Annotated in this window: 14 protein-coding genes and 2 pseudogenes; 11 read left to right on the top strand and 5 right to left on the bottom strand. The window is 69.8% G+C overall.

Features of this window, described 5'->3' with window-relative positions; translation table 11 throughout:
- The first annotated feature begins 70 nt into the window (after window positions 1–70).
- Window positions 71–1,327 (top strand): class I adenylate-forming enzyme family protein, encoded by a 1,257-nt coding sequence (locus tag A5789_RS00830; protein ID WP_064901721.1) that lies wholly within the window; start codon window positions 71–73, stop codon window positions 1,325–1,327.
- A 24-nt stretch (window positions 1,328–1,351) separates the two neighbouring features.
- On the opposite strand, the gene A5789_RS00825 is transcribed toward A5789_RS00830, so the two are convergent.
- Complete coding sequence (locus A5789_RS00825) at window positions 1,352–2,143, bottom strand: tyrosine-protein phosphatase (protein WP_064901720.1); 792 nt, start codon at window positions 2,141–2,143, stop codon at window positions 1,352–1,354.
- Between the two features lie 372 nt (window positions 2,144–2,515).
- On the opposite strand from A5789_RS00825, the gene A5789_RS00820 reads away from it, so the two are divergent.
- Complete coding sequence (locus A5789_RS00820) at window positions 2,516–2,992, top strand: TetR family transcriptional regulator (RefSeq protein WP_227462692.1); 477 nt, start codon at window positions 2,516–2,518, stop codon at window positions 2,990–2,992.
- A 53-nt stretch (window positions 2,993–3,045) separates the two neighbouring features.
- Window positions 3,046–4,224 (top strand): amino acid deaminase/aldolase, encoded by a 1,179-nt coding sequence (locus A5789_RS00815; RefSeq protein WP_063016957.1) that lies wholly within the window; start codon window positions 3,046–3,048, stop codon window positions 4,222–4,224.
- On the opposite strand, the gene A5789_RS00810 is transcribed toward A5789_RS00815, so the two are convergent.
- Window positions 4,221–7,559 (bottom strand): bifunctional RecB family nuclease/DEAD/DEAH box helicase, encoded by a 3,339-nt coding sequence (locus A5789_RS00810; RefSeq protein WP_227462691.1) that lies wholly within the window; start codon window positions 7,557–7,559, stop codon window positions 4,221–4,223. The genes A5789_RS00815 and A5789_RS00810 overlap by 4 nt on opposite strands.
- 204 nt (window positions 7,560–7,763) lie before the next feature.
- Between A5789_RS00810 and A5789_RS00805 the strand changes: the two genes are divergently transcribed.
- The 5 genes and pseudogenes from A5789_RS00805 to A5789_RS35185 all read left to right on the top strand — a co-directional run.
- Window positions 7,764–8,408: an alpha/beta hydrolase gene (locus A5789_RS00805; RefSeq protein ID WP_063016933.1), complete on the top strand. Its 645-nt coding sequence runs from the start codon at window positions 7,764–7,766 to the stop codon at window positions 8,406–8,408.
- 15 nt (window positions 8,409–8,423) lie between these two features.
- Window positions 8,424–8,858: a hypothetical protein gene (locus A5789_RS00800; RefSeq protein ID WP_063016931.1), complete on the top strand. Its 435-nt coding sequence runs from the start codon at window positions 8,424–8,426 to the stop codon at window positions 8,856–8,858.
- Window positions 8,851–10,221: a WXG100 family type VII secretion target gene (locus A5789_RS00795; RefSeq protein WP_064901718.1), complete on the top strand. Its 1,371-nt coding sequence runs from the start codon at window positions 8,851–8,853 to the stop codon at window positions 10,219–10,221. The genes A5789_RS00800 and A5789_RS00795 overlap by 8 nt, the downstream gene beginning before the upstream one ends.
- 39 nt (window positions 10,222–10,260) lie before the next feature.
- Window positions 10,261–11,016: an ESX secretion-associated protein EspG gene (locus A5789_RS00790; RefSeq protein WP_063016928.1), complete on the top strand. Its 756-nt coding sequence runs from the start codon at window positions 10,261–10,263 to the stop codon at window positions 11,014–11,016.
- Window positions 11,017–11,022: 6 nt separating this feature from the next.
- A pseudogene (locus A5789_RS35185) lies at window positions 11,023–11,487 on the top strand (gamma carbonic anhydrase family protein); the annotation flags it as partial.
- Between the two features lie 12 nt (window positions 11,488–11,499).
- On the opposite strand, the pseudogene A5789_RS35180 reads toward A5789_RS35185, so the two are convergent.
- Both A5789_RS35180 and A5789_RS00780 read right to left on the bottom strand, forming a co-directional pair.
- Window positions 11,500–12,117 (bottom strand): annotated as a pseudogene (locus A5789_RS35180) (phosphoribosyltransferase); the annotation flags it as partial.
- A gap of 13 nt (window positions 12,118–12,130) precedes the next feature.
- The gene (locus tag A5789_RS00780) at window positions 12,131–12,922 is read right to left on the bottom strand and encodes a carbon-nitrogen hydrolase family protein (protein WP_063016956.1); all 792 of its coding nucleotides are present in this window, start codon (window positions 12,920–12,922) and stop codon (window positions 12,131–12,133) included.
- A 379-nt stretch (window positions 12,923–13,301) separates the two neighbouring features.
- Here A5789_RS00780 and A5789_RS00775 point away from each other — a divergent pair, with 379 nt between their 5' ends.
- Window positions 13,302–15,167 carry a DEAD/DEAH box helicase gene (locus A5789_RS00775; RefSeq protein WP_082940375.1) on the top strand — a complete coding sequence of 622 codons (1,866 nt, stop codon included), beginning with the start codon at window positions 13,302–13,304 and terminating at the stop codon, window positions 15,165–15,167.
- Here the strand turns inward: A5789_RS00775 and A5789_RS00770 are convergent.
- Window positions 15,164–15,814 (bottom strand): bifunctional 2-polyprenyl-6-hydroxyphenol methylase/3-demethylubiquinol 3-O-methyltransferase UbiG, encoded by a 651-nt coding sequence (locus A5789_RS00770; protein WP_064901716.1) that lies wholly within the window; start codon window positions 15,812–15,814, stop codon window positions 15,164–15,166. The genes A5789_RS00775 and A5789_RS00770 overlap by 4 nt on opposite strands.
- Before the next feature lie 384 nt (window positions 15,815–16,198).
- Between A5789_RS00770 and A5789_RS00765 the strand changes: the two genes are divergently transcribed.
- Both A5789_RS00765 and A5789_RS00760 read left to right on the top strand, forming a co-directional pair.
- The gene (locus A5789_RS00765) at window positions 16,199–17,371 is read left to right on the top strand and encodes an acyl-CoA dehydrogenase family protein (RefSeq protein WP_030514965.1); all 1,173 of its coding nucleotides are present in this window, start codon (window positions 16,199–16,201) and stop codon (window positions 17,369–17,371) included.
- A gap of 9 nt (window positions 17,372–17,380) precedes the next feature.
- Entirely contained in the window at window positions 17,381–18,514 is a 1,134-nt protein-coding gene (locus A5789_RS00760; protein WP_064901715.1) for an acyl-CoA dehydrogenase family protein, read from the top strand.
- Window positions 18,515–18,536 lie beyond the last annotated feature (22 nt).

The following is an 18,536-nucleotide window of genomic DNA, read 5'->3' as shown; positions in this document are numbered from 1 at the left end:
ACGCCCCGCGATTGTGATCTGCGTCATATAGTCACAGATGCCTGTTGATCGAGGCATCCGGAGGGACTTGATGACGCAGCTTCTGATCGAATATCCGCAGACGCGAAATCCGTGGTGCGGCAACCCTCTTGCTCGCGGTGCCGACGGCGTGCTGCGGTACGGAAATCTCAATCCGGCCCTCACCGAACTGCTCGATGTGCAGGTACACGCGTTTTCGGCCCGGGAGGCGGTCGTCGAAATCGGCGGTCCGCGGCTGACCTACCGGCAGCTGTGGCATGCCGCCTCCCGGATCGCCGGCGGACTTCAGGAACACGGAATCGGTTACGGCGACCGGGTTGCCGTGCGGATGCCGGTGGGCGCGCGTTGGGTCCAGGCCTTCCTCGGCGCCCTGTTGTCCGGTGCGGTGCCGGTGCTGGTGTACGACGGGCTGCCCGATGCCGTGGCCGCCCAGGTGATCGCGGACAGCTGCGCGGATTTCGTCCTCGACGGCGGCGGTGCGGACGCCGGGTACGCCGACTTCCCCGACGGCGCGGCCTTCATCGACGACGGTGCCTCGCTGAGCGAGCTCGCCCTGCTGTGCTACACCAGCGGCGCTGCGAGCCAGGGCCTTTCGGAGGCGCCGGGCGGTCCGCGCGGCGTCGAGTTGACCAACGAGAATCTGCTGTCGGCGGTGCGCTCGGTGGTGGGCGCCTTCGACCTGCCGACCGAAGGATTGCGCAATCTGGTCCTGATGCCGCTGGCGCACGCGAGCGGCTGTGTCGATCAACTGCTGCCGACCTTCGCCGTGGGCGGCACGGTCGTCCTCGCCCCGGATCCGGCGATGATCGCCGAGACGATCGTCGCCGAACGTATCGATATGGTGGCCGCGACGCCCCGCATCTTCGCGGGCCTGCTCCCGGAACTGGCCGGATTGCGGGCGGAGGGCGTGCGCCAGGTGTGCAGTGCGGGACATCGTGCCGAACTGGCCGCGACCGACGCCGGCACCGCCGAAATCGTCGCCGAGGCGCTGCGCGAGGTGTTTCCGCTGGCCCGGCAGTGGTCGGTATGGGGTGCGACCGAAACCAGCGGCATCGGATTGGCCCTGATGGACAGCGGCGTGACGCCGGGCAGCGACGTTCTCGGATTCCCGTTCGGCGGTACCGAATTGGCGCTGTGGGGGCCGCGGGCCGGGGTGGGCAGCGGCGAATTGCTCTGTCGCGGGCCGAATATCACCCCGCGCTACTGGAACGACCCGCAGACCACGCAATCGCGGTTCACGGGCAGTTGGTTCCACACCGGAAATCAGGTCAGCATCGACACCGACGGCCTGGTCCACCGCACCGGATAGCCGGTGCCGGCCGACAGGACTGGATCACTCCAGCATGCGGGTGTGCAGGGCGGCCCGCAATTGCGGTGTGATGCCGATGGCCTCGAGATAGGCGTCGAGGGTGCCGTAGTGGCGGTGCATGGCCTCGGTGCCGGCGGCGAGGTATTCGATGCTCACGCCCAGCAGGGCGGGCGGCAGCGACTCGCCGGAATTGCGCGCCACGTCGGCGGCCAGCGATTCGACGGCCTCGTTGCTGAGCAGATAATCGGCCAGGACGTCGTCCTCGGTGACGCCGACGGCCCGCAGCAGGGTGGCGACCGCCCAGCCGGTGCGGTCCTTACCGGCCGCGCAGTGCACCAGCACCGCGCCGTCGCCGCGGGCCAGCGACCGGGCCATGGCGGTGATCGCGAGTCCCGCCTCCGGCATCGAGGGGAATTCGGCGTAGACCTCGAGCAGGTCGAGGTGGCGGCCGGTCGTCGCGGCGTCGTCGCGCGCGGCGGCCTCGTGCGGCGGCTGCGCCGTCGCCTCCGGAGCCTCGTGCGGGGCCCGGGCGGCGCCGACCCCGGAGTGGAACGGTGTCACCTCCAGCCGCACGCCGTCGGGAAGGACGTCGACGCCCATCCGGTCGGCCTCGCCGGGCCCGCGCAGATCGTGCACGGTGGCGACGCCGAGCCGGCGCAGGATGTCGTGTCCGCGTTCGTCGAGCCGGCACAGCTGAGCCGACCGGAGCAGAACTCCGCTGCGAATCTTGGTCCCGCTCGCCGTGCGCAGGCCGCCGACGTCGCGGTAGTTGAAGGTGCCGGGAATGTGGAGATGATCGGGGCGCACCGTTGTCACGACTCCAGGTTATCGGCGGGTTCGACACGGTGGGCGGCGATGGCTCAGCTGTGTGCTCGCCCACATCGATATAACGATTCCCGGCCCGAGGCCGTAGAGTTCTGAGCGTTTGCGCCCGCGCGGCAGCCGCCCTGACCGTGGCGGATCCACCGCCGAACCCCACCGCGGGATGTGTCGGGGTGGTAACAAAACAATCTTTCAGTACGGAATGACCCGTTGAACCTGGTCACGATCCCCGAAAACCCTCTAACATTGACGGATGTTGAACGGGCCGCCCGGGGTAGACCTCGGAAGAGATCACCGCGGATCTGATGCCCGTTGAGCGAGCCGCGCAGGCGAGGTGCGCGAGTTCTTTCGCCGAGGGAGTCGTCGTTGAGCGCTAGTGGAGAGATGATTCGGGTCCGGCCGCGGCCGATCGTGCAGGAGGCCATCGACGCCGCGTCGGCCGCCTGCGACTGCACGGGCACGCGCGCGTTGCGGGTGGTTCTGCATGCCGGCGTGAGTGCGATGTGGTCGGCCATCCGGGCCACCCCGCAACGGCAGGTGCACACGCTGGATCTCACGATCAGTTCCTTACGCCGCCGCTGGGAGGGCGAGGCCGACTGCCCCGGTCTCTCGGCGACGGAGTGGCTGCGCGACCTGGACGCCGAGGTCGGTGCGGCGCTGTACGCGTGTGCCGAGCGTTCCGATACCCAGTGGATCGAGCCGGTGGCGGCGATATCGGCGTATGTGCTGGCCGTGATCCAGGGCGCCGTGCTGCGCTGGCTCGCCGACGGTGACGACGAGACCACACTCGTGGTGCTGGACGATCTGGTCGCCACGCTGATCACCAAGGCGGTCGATCGGTAACGACGCGCCGGGTTCTCCTGGACGTTTGACCAGTTTCGTGATTGGCTGATGTGGTGACAGACGCGTCGCCCATCGCCGACCTGCACGCCGCCACCGCGGACCTCGATCCGCCCCTGGCCGCGCTGGACCTGAGCGCCCTGCGCGCCAACGCCGCAGATTTGGTGCGCCGGGCCCGCGGCGTGCCGATCCGGGTGGCCAGCAAATCGGTGCGCTGCCGCGCGGTCCTCGAGGAAGTGCTCGGATCGCAGCTCACCGGCCACGGCGGATTCGCCGGCATCATGTCCTATTCGTTGCGTGAGGCACTGTGGCTGGCCGGACACGGGGCACGCGACATTCTGCTCGGCTATCCGAGCGTCGATCGCGCCGCGCTGGCCGAATTGGCCGCCGACGCCACCCTGCTCGACTCGATCACGCTGATGATCGACGACGTCGCCCAGCTGGATCTGATCCGCGCCGCGGTCGGTGGCGCCGGAATCAGCCCGCGGGTGTGCCTGGACGTCGACGCCTCGTTGCGGATCGGCCCGCTGCACCTGGGAGTGCGCCGATCGCCGATCCGGACTCCGGAGCAGGCCGAGCGGCTGGCCCGGGTCGCTCGCGAGCGCGGCTTCCGGGTGGTGGGTGTGATGACCTACGAGGCCCAGATCGCCGGCCTGCCCGACACCAATCCCGCGGTGCGGCTGGTCAAACGGCTCTCCGCGGCCGAAATCGGCACTCGCCGTACGCATGTGCTCGACGCCGTGCGTTCGGTGGCCGGTGAGCTCGAGATCGTCAACAGCGGCGGCAGCGGGTCCATCGAGGTGAGTGTGGCGGCACCCGAGGTCACCGAGGTGACGGCCGGATCCGGTCTCTATGTGCCTACGCTGTTCGACGGATATCGCGCGTTCACGCCTCGTCCCGCGCTGTATTTCGCGCTGCCGGTGCTGCGCCGCCCGGCTGCCGAGATCGCCACCGTCTTCGCCGGCGGCTATATCGCCTCCGGTCCGGCCGGTGCCTCACGAGTGCCGAAGCCGGTGTGGCCCAAGGGGTTACGGTTGATCGGCACCGAGGGTGCGGGCGAGGTGCAGACGCCGTTCACGGGCGCAGCGGACCTGGCCGTCGGGGATCGAGTGTGGATGCGCCACGCCAAGGCCGGTGAGCTCTGCGAACGCTTCGACGCCATCCACATCGTAGATGCCGACGACCGGCGCACCACGGTGCCGACGTATCGGGGCGAGGGCCGCAACTTCGGCTAGCCGCGCCCGGTCAGTTCGAGGTAGGCGGCCAGATCGGGCAGCTGTTCGGGGGTTTCGGGCAGATAGTCGGTGAGCAGCGGCGACGCCACGACGATCGCCGACCACATCGCCCGGGAGACAGCGGTGGTCAGCCAATGCCGCGAGAGCAGATCGTCCATTCCGTGTGGTGCGTCGGCGGGGGCCGAGGTTGTCATCGAGATCAGCACGACCGCCGCCTCCCGGCCGCGGAAGCGATCGGCGGTGCCGACCACCACGTCCTCGATCCGGGCCCGCGACAACAGCATTCGAATGCGTGCCACCTGCGCGTGATAGGGCGTGACCACCAGAATGTCGTGCGGATGCAGCCGCCGCGTGAGTACGCCCTGGCGCCAGGTGCGGCCAAGCAGGGACCGGACCTGACGGACGATCTCGCGGGCCTCCTCCGCGGATTCGGTGCTGTTGCCGTGATGTTCGACCGGCACCGCTCGCACACCCGGCGCGACGCCCTCGAGTTCGCGGGCGAGGGTGACCGTCTCGTTGGAGCGCAGCCGGCGGCCGTAGCGCAGCGACGACACCGGCCCGCACACCTGGGGATGCATCCGCCAGGTGCGCTCAAGGAAATAGCCGAAAGCCGTGGGCACCGTGGGGTTGTCGCCGACGATGCGACCCAGGGCCGATTCGTGGACGCGCTCGGGATGCAGGCCGGTACCCGGCAGCGGAGCGGGATCGCCGATCAGCAGCAGATTGCGCGCCGACGCGCCGACCGCGATCGCCTGCGCCAGCGGGAAATACCCGGCGTCGGCGATCACCAGGAGGTCCAGACTCTGCGGCGCCACCTGGTCGGGATCGGTGAAATCGCCGGTCAGTCCGCCGATCACACAACCGTTCACCGCGTTGTCGAGGAAGCGCGGATAGCGGTCGGCGGCGATTCCCAGCCATTCCGGAGCCACGGTGTGCACATCCGATTTGGCGACCAGTTCGGGCAGTACGCCCACGCGGACCACGGCGTCGAGCAGCACCTCGGCGGCCGAATGCGTTTGCGCCACCACCCCGACGCGCCACTTGTAGCGGGTCACCAGCCGCTCGATCACCCGCGCCGCGGTGTCGAGTTTGCCGGTGCCCGAGGGCCCCTGCACCGCGAGATACGAGTGGTCGAGATCGAGCACCGCCGCGGTGATCGCGGCCGCGTAGTCGCCGAAGACCTGCGGCAGCGCGGTCGCGCCGTGCAGCCGGGGCCGCCGCCGGCACAGCAGATCGAAGGCCGCCGTCAGCGGGACGTCCGGCAGGCTGACCAGCAGATCGTGCGCCACGGCGTTCAGCGCCTGTTCCAGATTGTCGTCGCGGCCCGGCGGATCGGGCACGATGGCGACCGGCAGTTCGTCGTAGGGTGCGCATCCCGGCGGTAGCAGCTCCTCCACCCGCACCACATCGTCGAAGTTGTCGTCGAGGGCGAAGCCGAGGACCGTCGCCGCCGCGGTGGCGCGCCGGCCGGGGGTGGCCGGCAGGTCGGGGACGGGCGAATCGTAGAGCGTGCGTACCGCGGTGCCCGGAGGCGGCGGACGTCCGGTGCCGAGCCTGCCGGTCAGCTTCAGGTAGCGCCGCATCGGCCGGTCGTCGGTGTGCTGCCATTTCGTGTCGACGCTGGCCCAGTCCGCGACGAGAACCCCCGGGGTATCGGCCCATTCACCGATCGGCCGATGCAGGCGGTCCTCGTGCGCCCAGTGCAGCGGCTGACGCTCGCGCCGGTGATAACCCAGGACCGCGGCCATCATCGCGGCGGCTTGCTGTCCGGCACTGCGAGTGTCGTCGTAGTCGAAGGCGAATTCGCGCAGCGCCGCCTCCACCGCGGCCGGTTGTTCGGCGAGGGTGCGGCGGGGGACCGGGCAGGGCTGGATGTCGTGCTCGGCGGCGAGTTCGCACAGTCGCTCGCGCAGCCGCAGCGTTGCCGCACAGGAGGATTCGAGATCGGCGCGAACCGGTTCCGCCTCGGGGTCGAGCAGGCCGAGTACTTCCGGCAGATCATAGGACCGGGCGCCGATCAGCAGCGCGGAACGCACGATCGGATACAGGTCCAGCAGCGCGCCGAGCAGCTCGTCGGCGGTCTCCTCGTCGGCGCCGCAGCGTGCGCACAGGTCGGCAAGCAGCGTCCGGATCGGCGAACAGAAGTGGTAGATCCGCAGGTCGGGATGGTGCTGCTGGCGGTCGGCCAGAAATTCCAGCAGCGCCACCGGATCGTGCGTGGTGAAGGCGTGGAACAGGAACACGCCCTCGCCACCGTCCGCACCACGCGCGGCGACTCCGACGCCGACGGCCGATCCGGCGACCGAGACGAAGACGTCGCCGGTGTCGGGCCGGGCCAGCTCGCCGAACGCGGCGGCATCGGTGACCGCATAGGCCGGGCGCCCGGAACGCTCGCGGCGCAACTGCAGCTCGGCCTGCCGCCGCAGCGTCGAAAACGTCTGTACCGCAACGCCGGTCACCGACGAATCCGCGGCGGCGAGGCGATCGACCGTGGTGATGCCTGCATCGCGCAGCTGCGCACGCACCGACGGTCGCATCCCGGCCACCAGCAGCAGATCACGCCCGGCCACCAGTTCGGCGGTGCAGCTCGCGCATTGCCCGCAGGCGAGGTAGCGGCGGTCTCCCCACTGCACGGGCAGCAGTTCGTCCTGTTTGGCGGCGAGGATCGTGGCGAGCCGAATCCGTCGCGCCGCGTACACGGTTTCGGCCGGACCGAGCTCGTAGATCCGTTCCGCGCCCGCGGCATCCCGGATCCGGACCCACGGATCGACGTCGAATCCGTTGGCGCGCACCATGCGCGCACACGCCGCGGCCTCCATGAGCGCCGCGACATCGGACGACATCGAACGGACGTACAGGATGAAGGAGGAATGCGGAGTAGGCGCGGCGTCGCGGTCCGGGGCGTCGGCGGCCGCTGTCGCGGATTCGCCGGTCGCGCCGACGTCGGGCAGTGCCGCGGCCGCCGATCGCCGGGGCCGAACCGGCGTGAGGTCGTCGCGGCGGACGAGGACGGCGCATCCGGCCGCGAAGGATCCGTCGAAGAAGGTGGCCCCGAATATCGCCGGCGCGTCGGTGCCGAGTGCGGCGACGGTCTGCTCATGTGCGCGGCGCAATTCCGTGGCCGTGGCGGCCGGCGAATCGATGCCGATCACGGCCGCGCCGAGAGCCGCGTACACATCGTCGAACACGTCGTCCGACAGTGTGTCCGAACCCAGCGGAAAGCTCACCGGATCGGTCGGATTCGGCGAAACGACAAGGCCCAGTTCGGTATCGAGCGCGCGCAGCAGCGCGAATTCGCAGCGCGCTGCCCTCACCAGGTCATCGGTGCTGCACACGACACGATCACCGAACAGAATCAATCGCGGCCCTCCTGAGTCCGGACACCCGCACGCGGCCGACGCACCGCTCGCGTGCCGAGTCGCGCAACAGCGTAATCTTTCGAGGTCGTACGGCGTGGCGTGAGGGGGGCGTGTCGGATATCGGTCTCACTTCGCCGGGCCGGGCCCGCTCACCGGCGACCCGCCCGTGACAATGGGGTGATGCCGTACTTCCAGGGTGCCCGCGGTCGACTGCACTATCGGCGGTGGCCGGTGGAGCGGCCGGTGGCGGTGGTGGCGTTCCTGCCCGGAACCGGCCAGCACAGCGGGCATTACCATCGGTTCGGTCGTGCCCTGGGTGCGCGCGAGATCGAGCTCTGGTGTCTGGACACCGCGGGTCAGGGGCTGAGCGAAGGCGACCCGGCGGCGCCGGGAACGCTCCCCGAACTGGCGGCCGACACCGCCGCGCTGGTGCGGGCGATGCGCGCCGAGCAGCCCGATCCGCCGCTGTTCCTGGCGGGCCACTCGCTGGGCGCGGCGACCTGTCTCGCGTCGATGTCGCTGCCGGAGATGGCCGGGTGCGCGGGCATGGTGCTGACCGGCACCCCGAAACGGGCCGCCGAATCGCCCGCCGCCCTGCCACCCGGACTACCGATCCTGGCGCTGCACGGTGTGGACGACCGTCGCGCACCGATCGACTCCGCGCGCGAATGGTCGGCCCGGCACCGGTCGGTGGGGTTGCACGAGTACACCGATGCCGGGCACGATTTGCTGCACGAGCCGGTGCACGCGGCAGTCACCGCCGATATCGCGGAGTGGATTCGCGAGGTCGCGGACCGTCGTTACCGCGCCGCGGAAGTGGGTTGAGAAAGGGGGACCGCGATGCAGTCACAAGAGGCCGGGGATCTGCGCAACGATGTCGGTGCGCTGGCCCAGGCGGTCGACGACGGAGAGCTGTGGATCGACGGCGTACTGGTGGGCGACGGCACCCACGAACGCTGCGCGCGTCGATACGAGTCACTGGCCGAGCAGGTCGAGCAGCAGATCCGCATCCTCGGCGCGGCCGCGTCGCTGCCCGGATTCGGCGGCTTCGAGTCGGGGCAGTCGCTGCGCCGCGGTTTCGAGAGCAAGGCCGCCGACGCGGTCGATCGGTTACGCGAATATGCCGATGCCGCACGGCAATTGGCGCAGACGCTGCGTGCCGCCGCGGCCGCCTATGCCCAGCACGATGCCGATGCCGCCGCGGCGATCGGGAAGACCGCACCACCCGCGGTCGTGGTACAGCCGTCGCAGCCGGTGGGGGTCGGACATGCATAGGGTCAGCGGCAACGGAACACCGCCGGCGCAGGGGCATACCGACCCGGATTACGCCCCGACGGTCGAGGTGTTCGACAACCTCACCCATCGCGAAATCCAGTGTGGGGTCCAGGAATTGAATCCCGAGATCCTCACCGCCGGCCGCCAGGCCTGGCAGAGTTCGGCGGCCGGGATGGCCGATGCCGTCCAGTCCGCGCATACCGAAATCCGCGGCGCCATCGCCGACGGCTGGCGCGGTGGTGCCGCGCAACTGGCCGCCGACGCGGTGACCGCCTTCGAACGGCTGGGCCAGCAGCTGTCCGATGTGATGGCGGTTGTCGGACAACGACTCGCGCAGGCCAACGACGCAGCCGAGACATTGCGCGCCTCGGTATCGCAACAGGTGACCGCACATCCGGATCTGGAAGCGGGACTGCTGGATCCGAAACAGGCGGCCGCCAACGTCGTCGTGCAGAAGAGCGCCGAGAACGTGCGGCAGGACGCCGTGCGGGTGATGGATTCGGTCTATGCCGGTGTCTTCCTGCGCACCGGCGACAGCGTGCCGGCGTTTCCCGACGGCGGCATGTACCCGAATCCCGCTGTCGTGCCACCGGGTGACGAGGCGACCGCACCGGGTGGCGGCAGTGCGGATCTGGTCGGCCGGGTGACGGGCTCTCGGGTGACGCCGACCGTGGACGGACCGCAGGGGCCGGAAGCGGCTCCGGGGGATCGGCCGAGCGAACCGGGCGGCGACCGGCCCGACGGCGACCGGCCCGGCGGTGACCAGCCGGCCGCCGATCGGCCCGCGGCCGTGGCGCCCGCCGCGGTCGCACCGACGCTCGTAGAGCCCGCGACACCGATCACGACTCCGGTGAACACCACGCTTCCCGCCGCCGCGGTCTCCGAGGTGCCGGTGGTAGCGACCACGAATCATGGTGTCGCGCAGTCGAAACCGTCCGTTGCCGCGCAGCCCGCGGCCGGGGCACCGCTCGCTCCCGGTGTGGTCCCCGCGGCCGCCGTGGGTCCCGCCGGGGCGGCCACCGGCCCGGCGTCGACGGCGCAGAATTCCGATTCGACCAAGCGCGACGACCACGACCAGGACCGCAACCCCGGCGCCGACTCGATGTCCGGCATGGGCGCGGGCATCGTGGGCGGCCTGGCCGGGGGCGCGTTCGCCGCGGGCGATGCCGTGCGACAGGGACCGTCGACCCCGGTGGCGGCGAAGCCGATCCGCCGTGTCGACGAGGACGAGGACGAGGACTACTACTCCGAATTCGACGACGAGCCGACCTTCCTCGAACCGGCCGAGCCGGGCGGCGAACTGGTCGGGCACCTCGACCCGACCACCCCACCCGTGCTGGGCGAATGGTCCGAGGATGACTGACCGCGGGGTCACGGCCGGAGCCGAGGCGGTCCGGCGGCGGTGAAATGGACGCTGACGCCCGATCAATTCGCGATGGCGTGGCAACGGATCGACGGTGACCGGATCCCGTATCCGCTCGCCGTGCGATTGTCCGCCCGCGACAGTGCCGAACGGGCCGCGCAGCTCCCGGAGCTGACCGAATGGTGCGACCGCACCGTGGACCCCGATCTGGAGGCGGCGCTGCGACTGCTCGCCCGGCCCACCGTATGCGTCGAGGTGTTCGGCGAACACGGCGCGGGGGAGGCTCGGCCCGTCCGGGTGCTGGGCGCGGCCGCCGGTCACATCACCGTGGTCGCGGCCCAGCGCCACGGCAGCGCGCCCGATCGCGGCGGCGACGTGCGGCTGTTCGTCGGGAATTCGGGCACCCTCGCGGCCCGGGTGGTCTCGCTGCTGCCGGAATGCCCGGCCGGGGCCGAACCGCGCCGCACCGCACCGCTGGACCGGGTGCGCGAGGACAGTCGCGATCTGGTGACCGTGCCGGTCGCCGGTCCCTCCACCACGGCGCGGATGCGGCGGTTGCTCAAGCAGCCCCGCGACGGCATCGGTCAGATCGTGGTCTCCGCGCGTCGCGCCGACGACAGCATGCGCCCGCTCGGCGTGCTGTGCTGGATCGACGTCACCGGCGACGGCCGTTACGCGGTCCGCACCCGCGCGGAGGTCGATATCGTCGGCGTCACCGCGGAAACCTTTGCCGCGCAATTGCGCCCGATGGTCGCGGCCGCGGAACGAGTGGTCGCCGACGACAACGAATGGTGAGAACGCATGCCCTGCTACGAATTCGAAGGTAAACGCCCCCAGGTGGATCCGACCGCGTTCATCGCGCCGACCGCCACCCTGATCGGCGATGTGCGCGTGGAGGCGAACGCTTCGGTCTGGTACGGCGCCGTGCTGCGCGCCGACCTCGCGCCGATCATCGTCCGCGAGCGGGCGAATGTGCAGGACAACACCGTGATTCACACCCCGCCCGACGTGCCCGTGGAGGTGGGGCCCGGCGCCACGATCGCGCACAGCGTGGTCCTGCACGGCGCGAGCGTCGGAGCCGAGGCGATCGTCGGCAACGGCAGCACGGTGCTCGATATGGCCACGATCGGCGCCGGTTCGATGATCGCCGCGCACTCGCTGGTCCAGCCCGGAACCGAAATCCCCGAGGGAGTCCTGGCGGCGGGAGCGCCGGCCGAGGTCAAACGTCCCCTCGCCGGCACCCAGGCCGAGAACTGGGTCGGGCTGGTGCGCCGTGCGCAACAGGTCCAGCATTTCCTCGTCGTCGAGTTGATGGAAATCGCGATAGGCCCCGCCGACCCCGCCGAGGGAACGCGGAATCAGCGGGCACACCGTCTCCCGGGCCAGGCCGCGCAGCCGCTCGATCGCCTCGATCGAGGACACCGGCACCGCCACCGTGATCCAGCGGGGCCGGTGCGATTGCGCCACGCGGCACGCCGCGGCGACCGTCGCGCCCGTGGCCATCCCGTCGTCGACGATCACCACCGCGCGATCGTGAATCGGCACTCGCGGCACCTGCACGCGCACCATCCGCTGCCGGCGGGACAATTCCGCGCGCTCGGCCTCCTCCACGGCGGCGATCTGTTCGGATCGCACGCCGGTCTGCCGCACCACGTCGTCGTTGAGAACCCGGACCCCGTCCTCGCCGATCGCCCCCATCGCCAGTTCGGGTTGCCACGGCACGCCGAGTTTCCGGACGAGCAGCACATCCAGATCTCCGCCGATGACCTCGCGCACGGCGGCCGCGACCGGCACCCCGCCGCGCGGCAGTCCCAGCACGAGAGGATGCCACGCCCGCAGGTGCGACAGCGATTCACCCAGCGTGCGACCGGCCGACCGACGATCCGGATAGATCATGGTGCCGTCCAGTCTATGGCTCGACGGTGAATCGGCGCAGGCTCAGGCTGGGGTTGGTGGTGCGGATCTGGCGCAGGTGATCGAGGTCGACGCGGCTGGTGGCGATCCCGGGGGCATCACCGAGTTCGGCCAGCGGATTGCCGGAAGGGTCGACGATCATCGACGCGCCCGCACCGCGCGGGGCGCAGTGGTCGGCGGCGGCCACGTAGACCGTGTTCTCGATCGCGCGAGCGCGGAGCAGCGTGGTCCACTGATCGAGTTTGCCCGGTCCCGGAATCCATTGCGCGGGAAGGAGCAACACCTGCGCGCCCGCGGCCGCCACCCGGCGGCAGCCCTCCGGAAAGCGCAGGTCGAAGCAGGTCTGCAGACCGAAGGTCACGCCGTCGACGGTGAAGGTGGCGGGATCCTCGATCGGGCCGGGGGCGACCACCTCCGATTCGCGGAATCCGAACGCGTCGTAGAGATGCACCTTGCGGTAGATCGCCGCGAACTCGGCATCGGGACCGGCCGCGATCAGCGTGTTGTAGATCCGGTCGGTGATCTGCCCGCCCGGCGCCTCGACGACGCCGGCGACCACGTGCACGCCGAATTCCGCGGCGAGCCCGCGCAATTCGCTCGCCCACGGGCCCGTGATCGGTTCGGCCGCCGCCACTACCCGTTCGTCCAGCCGCTTCACGGCGAACATCGAATACTCCGGAGCGACAACCACTTTCGCGCCGTGTTCGGCAGCGGCGCGAACATGGTCGCGCAGCGCGGCGAGATTGGCGGCCTTGTCGGTATAGGGCCCGAACTGGACGACCGCGATGTCGACCGCTTGCGCCGGAGCCGGGGTGGGCGCCGGTCGGGCGGCGGGCCGGGGTTCGAGTTCACCGGCCACCGCGGGCGCGGGCCGCCCCGCCTCCGCGGTCGTCGAGTAGGTGATCACGATCGGGACAGGGCTGCCGATCGGTTCGGCGGTGTGCGCCCGGGTCGTTCCGGGTGCGTCGGCGGTGTCGGATTCGTCACTCACGCGCGCTCCGGCGCCGCCCGGAGAATTCGGCTCGGCGGGCGCAGATGCGGTGGGCCGCAGGGGTTCGGCGGGCTCCGGAACGGCGCGCGAGGGCGGCGGCTGCGGTTGCATAGGTCTCACCGTATTGGCCCGATGGTCCGGGCGGCCACCGCAAGGCATTAAACTGCTGGTCAATATGAACAACTCATCGGTCGACAGCGTGCCCGGCGGCGGGGACGACAGGCCCGAAGGCGCAGACGCGCGCAACCACGAAGGGCCCGCGGACGCCGCCACCGGGTCTCGCGACGGTAGCGGAGCGGACGTCACGGCCGGCGCGACCGAACCGTCGTTCGCCGATCTCGGCATCGACGATCGGCTGCTCGCGGCGATCGTCGATGTCGGCTACGAGTCCCCCTCCCCGATCCAGGCGGCCACCATTCCGCCGCTGCTCGCGGGCGCCGATGTCGTCGGCCTGGCCCAGACCGGCACCGGTAAGACGGCGGCCTTCGCCATCCCGATTCTGATGGGCCTGGAGAAGCGGCCGAAGCCGCCGCAGGCGCTGGTGCTCGCACCGACCCGTGAACTGGCGATCCAGGTGGCCGAGGCGTTCGGCCGTTACTCGTCGCATCTGCCGGGAATCCACGTGCTGCCGATCTACGGCGGTCAGAACTACGCGGTCCAGTTGCAGGGTCTGCGCCGCGGCGCGCAGGTCGTCGTCGGCACGCCGGGCCGGGTCATCGACCACCTCGAGCGTGGCACCCTCGACCTCACCGAGCTGCGGTATCTCGTGCTCGACGAGGCCGACGAGATGCTGAAGATGGGTTTTCAGGAGGACGTCGAACGCATTCTGCGCGACACTCCCGCGGAGAAGCAGGTGGCGCTGTTCTCGGCCACCATGCCGTCGGTGATCCGCAAGATCTCCAAGCAGTACCTCAAGGATCCGGTCGAGATCACGGTCAAGTCCAAGACCTCGACCAACACCAACATCTCGCAGCGCTGGGTGCACGTATCGCATCACCGCAAACTCGACGCGCTGACCAGGATTCTCGAGGTCGAGCCGTTCGAGGCGATGATCCTCTTCGTGCGCACCAAGCAGGCCACCGAAGAACTGGCCGAGAAACTGCGCGCGCGCGGCTACTCGGCCGCCGCGATCAACGGCGACATCGCGCAGAACCAGCGCGAACGCACCATCGGCCAGCTGAAGTCCGGCGCCCTCGACATCCTGGTCGCCACCGATGTGGCCGCGCGCGGACTCGATGTCGACCGCATCTCGCATGTGGTCAACTACGACATCCCGCACGACACCGAGTCCTATGTGCATCGCATCGGCCGCACCGGCCGGGCCGGACGCACCGGTGAGGCGCTGCTGTTCGTCGCGCCGCGCGAACGCCGCCTGCTGGATGCGATCGAGCGCGCCACCCGCCAGCCGCTGACCGAGATGCAGTTGCCCAGCGTCGACGACGTGAACGCTCAGCGCGTGGTCAAATTCCACGACGCGATCACCGAGAATCTGGCGTCGTCGAATCTCGCGCTGTTCCGCAAGCTGATCGAGGACTACGAGGCCGAGCACAACATCCCGCTCGCCGACATCGCCGCCGCCCTGGCGGTGGGCGGCCACGACGGCGACAACTTCTTCATGGAGGCCGAGGCTGAGCCGATCCGCCCGCCGCGTCGCGAACGTGCCCCCCGAGAGGATCGCGAGCGCCGCCCGGAGGGCGGGCCGCAGCACCACCGGGCCACCGGCGCGGAGATGGCCACCTACCGCATCGCGGTCGGCAAACGGCACCGGGTGGTGCCCGGCGCGATCGTCGGCGCCATCGCCAACGAGGGCGGTCTGCGTCGTAGCGACTTCGGCCACATCAGCATCCGCCCCGACCACAGCCTCGTGGAACTTCCCGCGGATCTGTCGTCGGAAACTCTGGATGCGTTGCGCCGCACCAGGATCAGCGGTGTCCTGATCCAGTTGCAGCTGGACCAGGGCGCGCCGTCCCATCGCTCCCTGAGCCGCGGCCCGCGCCGCGAAGGTCCGCGCAAATACGACCGCCGCAAGCCGCGCAGCTAGTTAGGGGCCGCCGCGGCGCGCGAGAGGCGCCAGACATTGTCGACCCGGGTGCCGGAACGGCCGTCCGGGGAGGTCAGTGCGCGTTCGACCGGCTCGCAGGTGCGAACGGTCCATTCGTCGCCGAGGTGCAGGGCGTGCAGGACACCGTCGAGGGTGGGGAAGACGGCCTCGAACGGGTACTCGTCGGGCGTCATCCAGGTGGGCCATCCGGCGTGCATGACGATCAGCAGGGTGCCGCCGGGCGCCACCGCGTCGGCCGCGCGGCGGAGCACGCCGTCCTGGTCCAGGGCCACCGGTGACTGCAGGAACTGGGCGTTGATCAGGTCGTAGCTGCCGTCCGGGAAGCTGCGCCCGAGTTCGTGTCGCTGCCACGAGATGCGATCGCCCAGGCCGGCCTGCTCGGCGTGGGCCGCGGCGCGCTCCAGCGCGGTCTGCGAGATGTCCACGCCGGTCACCTGCCAGCCCTGACCGGCCAGCCAGACCGCGTCGGCGCCTTCGCCGCAGCCCAGATCCAATGCGCGGCCGGGCCGCAGGTCCGTGGTCTCGCGCACCAGCAAGGGATTCGGATTACCGCTCCAGACCCGGTCGTTGTCGCGATACCGCTGCTCCCAGAACACCGCGGCCTCGGTGGGTGATGTGGCGGACATGAGACTCCTCGTCGCTCGGGGCGCCCCTGTCGGCGCCTGCTCCCAGGATCACCAATGGTCCGGAGTGGCGGCAAGAAAACTTGCTGAAACGGCAAACCGGCCCCGGATGCCGGGTGCCGCGGCGTCGACGGGCGGGCGCGTTTCCCGTCGTGGGGAATTCGGCGGAATGCATGCGAATTATCATTAACTTATTCCACTCGCGGGGAATTGCGCAGCGTACGGGCATTTCGCCGCAACCTAAAGGTTCCTTCGTACCGGCGGGGGAACCGGACCGCTCGGGATCGCGGCATCGTGCGCGATTCGTCGTTTATGATCCCGTCGACGACCGGTTCGATTCGAGGCGTAGATTCGATTCGGACCTACGAAATACGGTGGGAGATGCCCATGAAACTTGCCCTGTCACCCGACGAGGTGGCCTTCCGGGACGAACTACGCACGTTCTTTCGGACCGAGATACCGGCCGAGATCCGGGACAAGGTCGAAAACGGCCGGGAACTCTCCCGCGAGGACATCGTCACCGCCCACAAACTCCTGCACGCCAAGGGCATCGCGGTGCCGAAGTGGCCGGTGGAGTGGGGCGGCCAGGACTGGACCTCGATGCAGCGCCACATCTGGGAAGACGAGATGCAGCTGGCCTGCGTGCCCGAGCCGCTGACCTTCAACGCGAACATGATCGGCCCGGTCATCGCACAATTCGGCTCCGAAGAACTCAAGCAGCGCTTCCTGCCGCCGACCGCCGCCCTCGATATCTGGTGGTGCCAGGGCTTCTCCGAGCCCGACGCCGGATCCGATCTCGCGTCGCTGCGCACCACCGCGGTGCGTGACGGTGATTCCTACATCGTCAACGGCCAGAAGATCTGGACCACGCTGGCTCAGTACGCCGACTGGATCTTCTGCCTGGTGCGCACCGATCCGAATGCGCCGAAGAAGCAGGCCGGTATTTCGATGCTGCTCTTCGATATGAAATCGCCCGGTGTCACCGTGCGGCCGATCAAATTGATCGACGGCCGGCACGAGGTCAACGAGGTCTTCTTCGAAAACGTGCGGGTGCCCGCCGATCAACTGGTCGGTGAGGAGAATGCGGGCTGGACGTACGCGAAATTCCTGCTCGGCAACGAGCGCACGGGTATCGCCGGCGTGGGCCGCACCAAGGTGGTTATCGCCACCGCGAAAAAGCATGCGGCACAGATCGCGACGGGTTCCGGCACCCTGCTGGAGGATCCGGTTTTCGCCACGCGTGTCGCCGAGTTGGAGAACGAACTGCTGGCGCTCGAACTGACGCTGTTGCGGGTGGTGGCCAATTCCGCCGAGGGCAAACCGAATCCGGTGTCGTCGGTGCTGAAGTTGCGCGGTACCGAATTGCAGCAGGCGGCCACCGAGCTGATGCTCGATGTGGCGGGCCCGGACGCGGTGCCGGTCGGCGCCGACGACATCGCCGCGCCGGATTGGGCGCAGCGCACCGGCCCCACCTATCTGAACTACCGCAAGACCAGCATCTACGGAGGCTCGAACGAGGTGCAGCGCACCATCATCGCCTCCACCATCCTCGGATTGTGAGGCGCTGCCATGGATTTCGAATTGACCGATGAACAGGTCATGCTGGGTGAGACGGTGCGTGATCTGCTGGCCCGTGCCTACGACCCGGAGAGCCGGCTGAAGGTGCTCGACACCGAACTCGGCTGGAGTCGCGACGTGTGGTCGCAGCTGGCCGAATTGGGTGTCCTCGGACTGTCTTTCAGCGAGGAGGACGGCGGAGTCGGCGCGGGCCCCGTGGAGACGATGGTCGTCATGGAGGAGGTCGGCCGCCGTCTCGCCCCGGAACCGCTGCTGGACGCGGTCCTGCTGCCCGGTGGCCTGATCGCTTCCCTCGGCACCGCCGAGCAGCGGCAGCGGATTCTGCCCGAGGTGGCCGGCGGTTCCCGGCTGCTGGCCTTCGCGCACGAGGAGGCCGGTTCGCGCTGGCCGGATCTCACGGTGGCGACCACGGCCACCGCAGACGGCGACGGCTACCGCCTCTCCGGTGTGAAAAGCCGGGTGCCGCACGGTGATTGCGCCGACGAGTTGGTCGTCACCGCGCTCGGATCCGACGGCGTGCTGCGGTTGTTCCTGGTGGCCGCCGATGCCGAGGGGGTGACCCGCACCTCCTACCGCACGTTCGACGAACGCCGGGGTGCGCAGATCGAATTCGCCTCGGCCCCGGCCGAACTGCTCGGCGCGGCCGAGGCCGGCGACGCCACGGAGGCCGTCGCCACCGCCATCGCGACCGCCCAGGCGAGCCTGTGCGCGGAGTCGATCGGCGCGATGGGCGAGGCATTGCGTCTGACCACCGAATATCTGAAGACGCGCAAGCAGTTCGGGGTCACGCTCTCGAAGTTCCAGACCCTGACCCAGCGCGCCGCCGACATGTACGTCGCGATGGAACTGGCTCGCAGCATGAGCTTCTACGCGACCGCCTCGCTGGCCGAGGGCACGGTCGATCCGATCGCGCTGTCGCGGGCCCGCCTCCAGGTCGGCCGCGGCGCCCGCCACATCGGGCAGGAAGCGGTGCAGATGCACGGCGGAATCGGTATCACCACCGAATATCCGGTCAGCCACTACGTCGCCCGGCTCACCGCCGTGGACCAGACCTTCGGTGGCCGCCGCGAACATCTGGGTGTGCTGAGCAGCCGGGTCGGCGACTACGGCCTGGCCGAACTCTGATCCGTACGCCGGTTCACCGGTG

Source organism: Nocardia sp. 852002-51101_SCH5132738 (assembly GCF_001665695.1).
Taxonomy (GTDB): Bacteria; Actinomycetota; Actinomycetes; order Mycobacteriales; family Mycobacteriaceae; genus Nocardia; species Nocardia nova.
The sequence above is the reverse complement of the archived record's forward strand: the minus strand, read 5'-3'. Positions and strand labels throughout refer to the sequence as shown.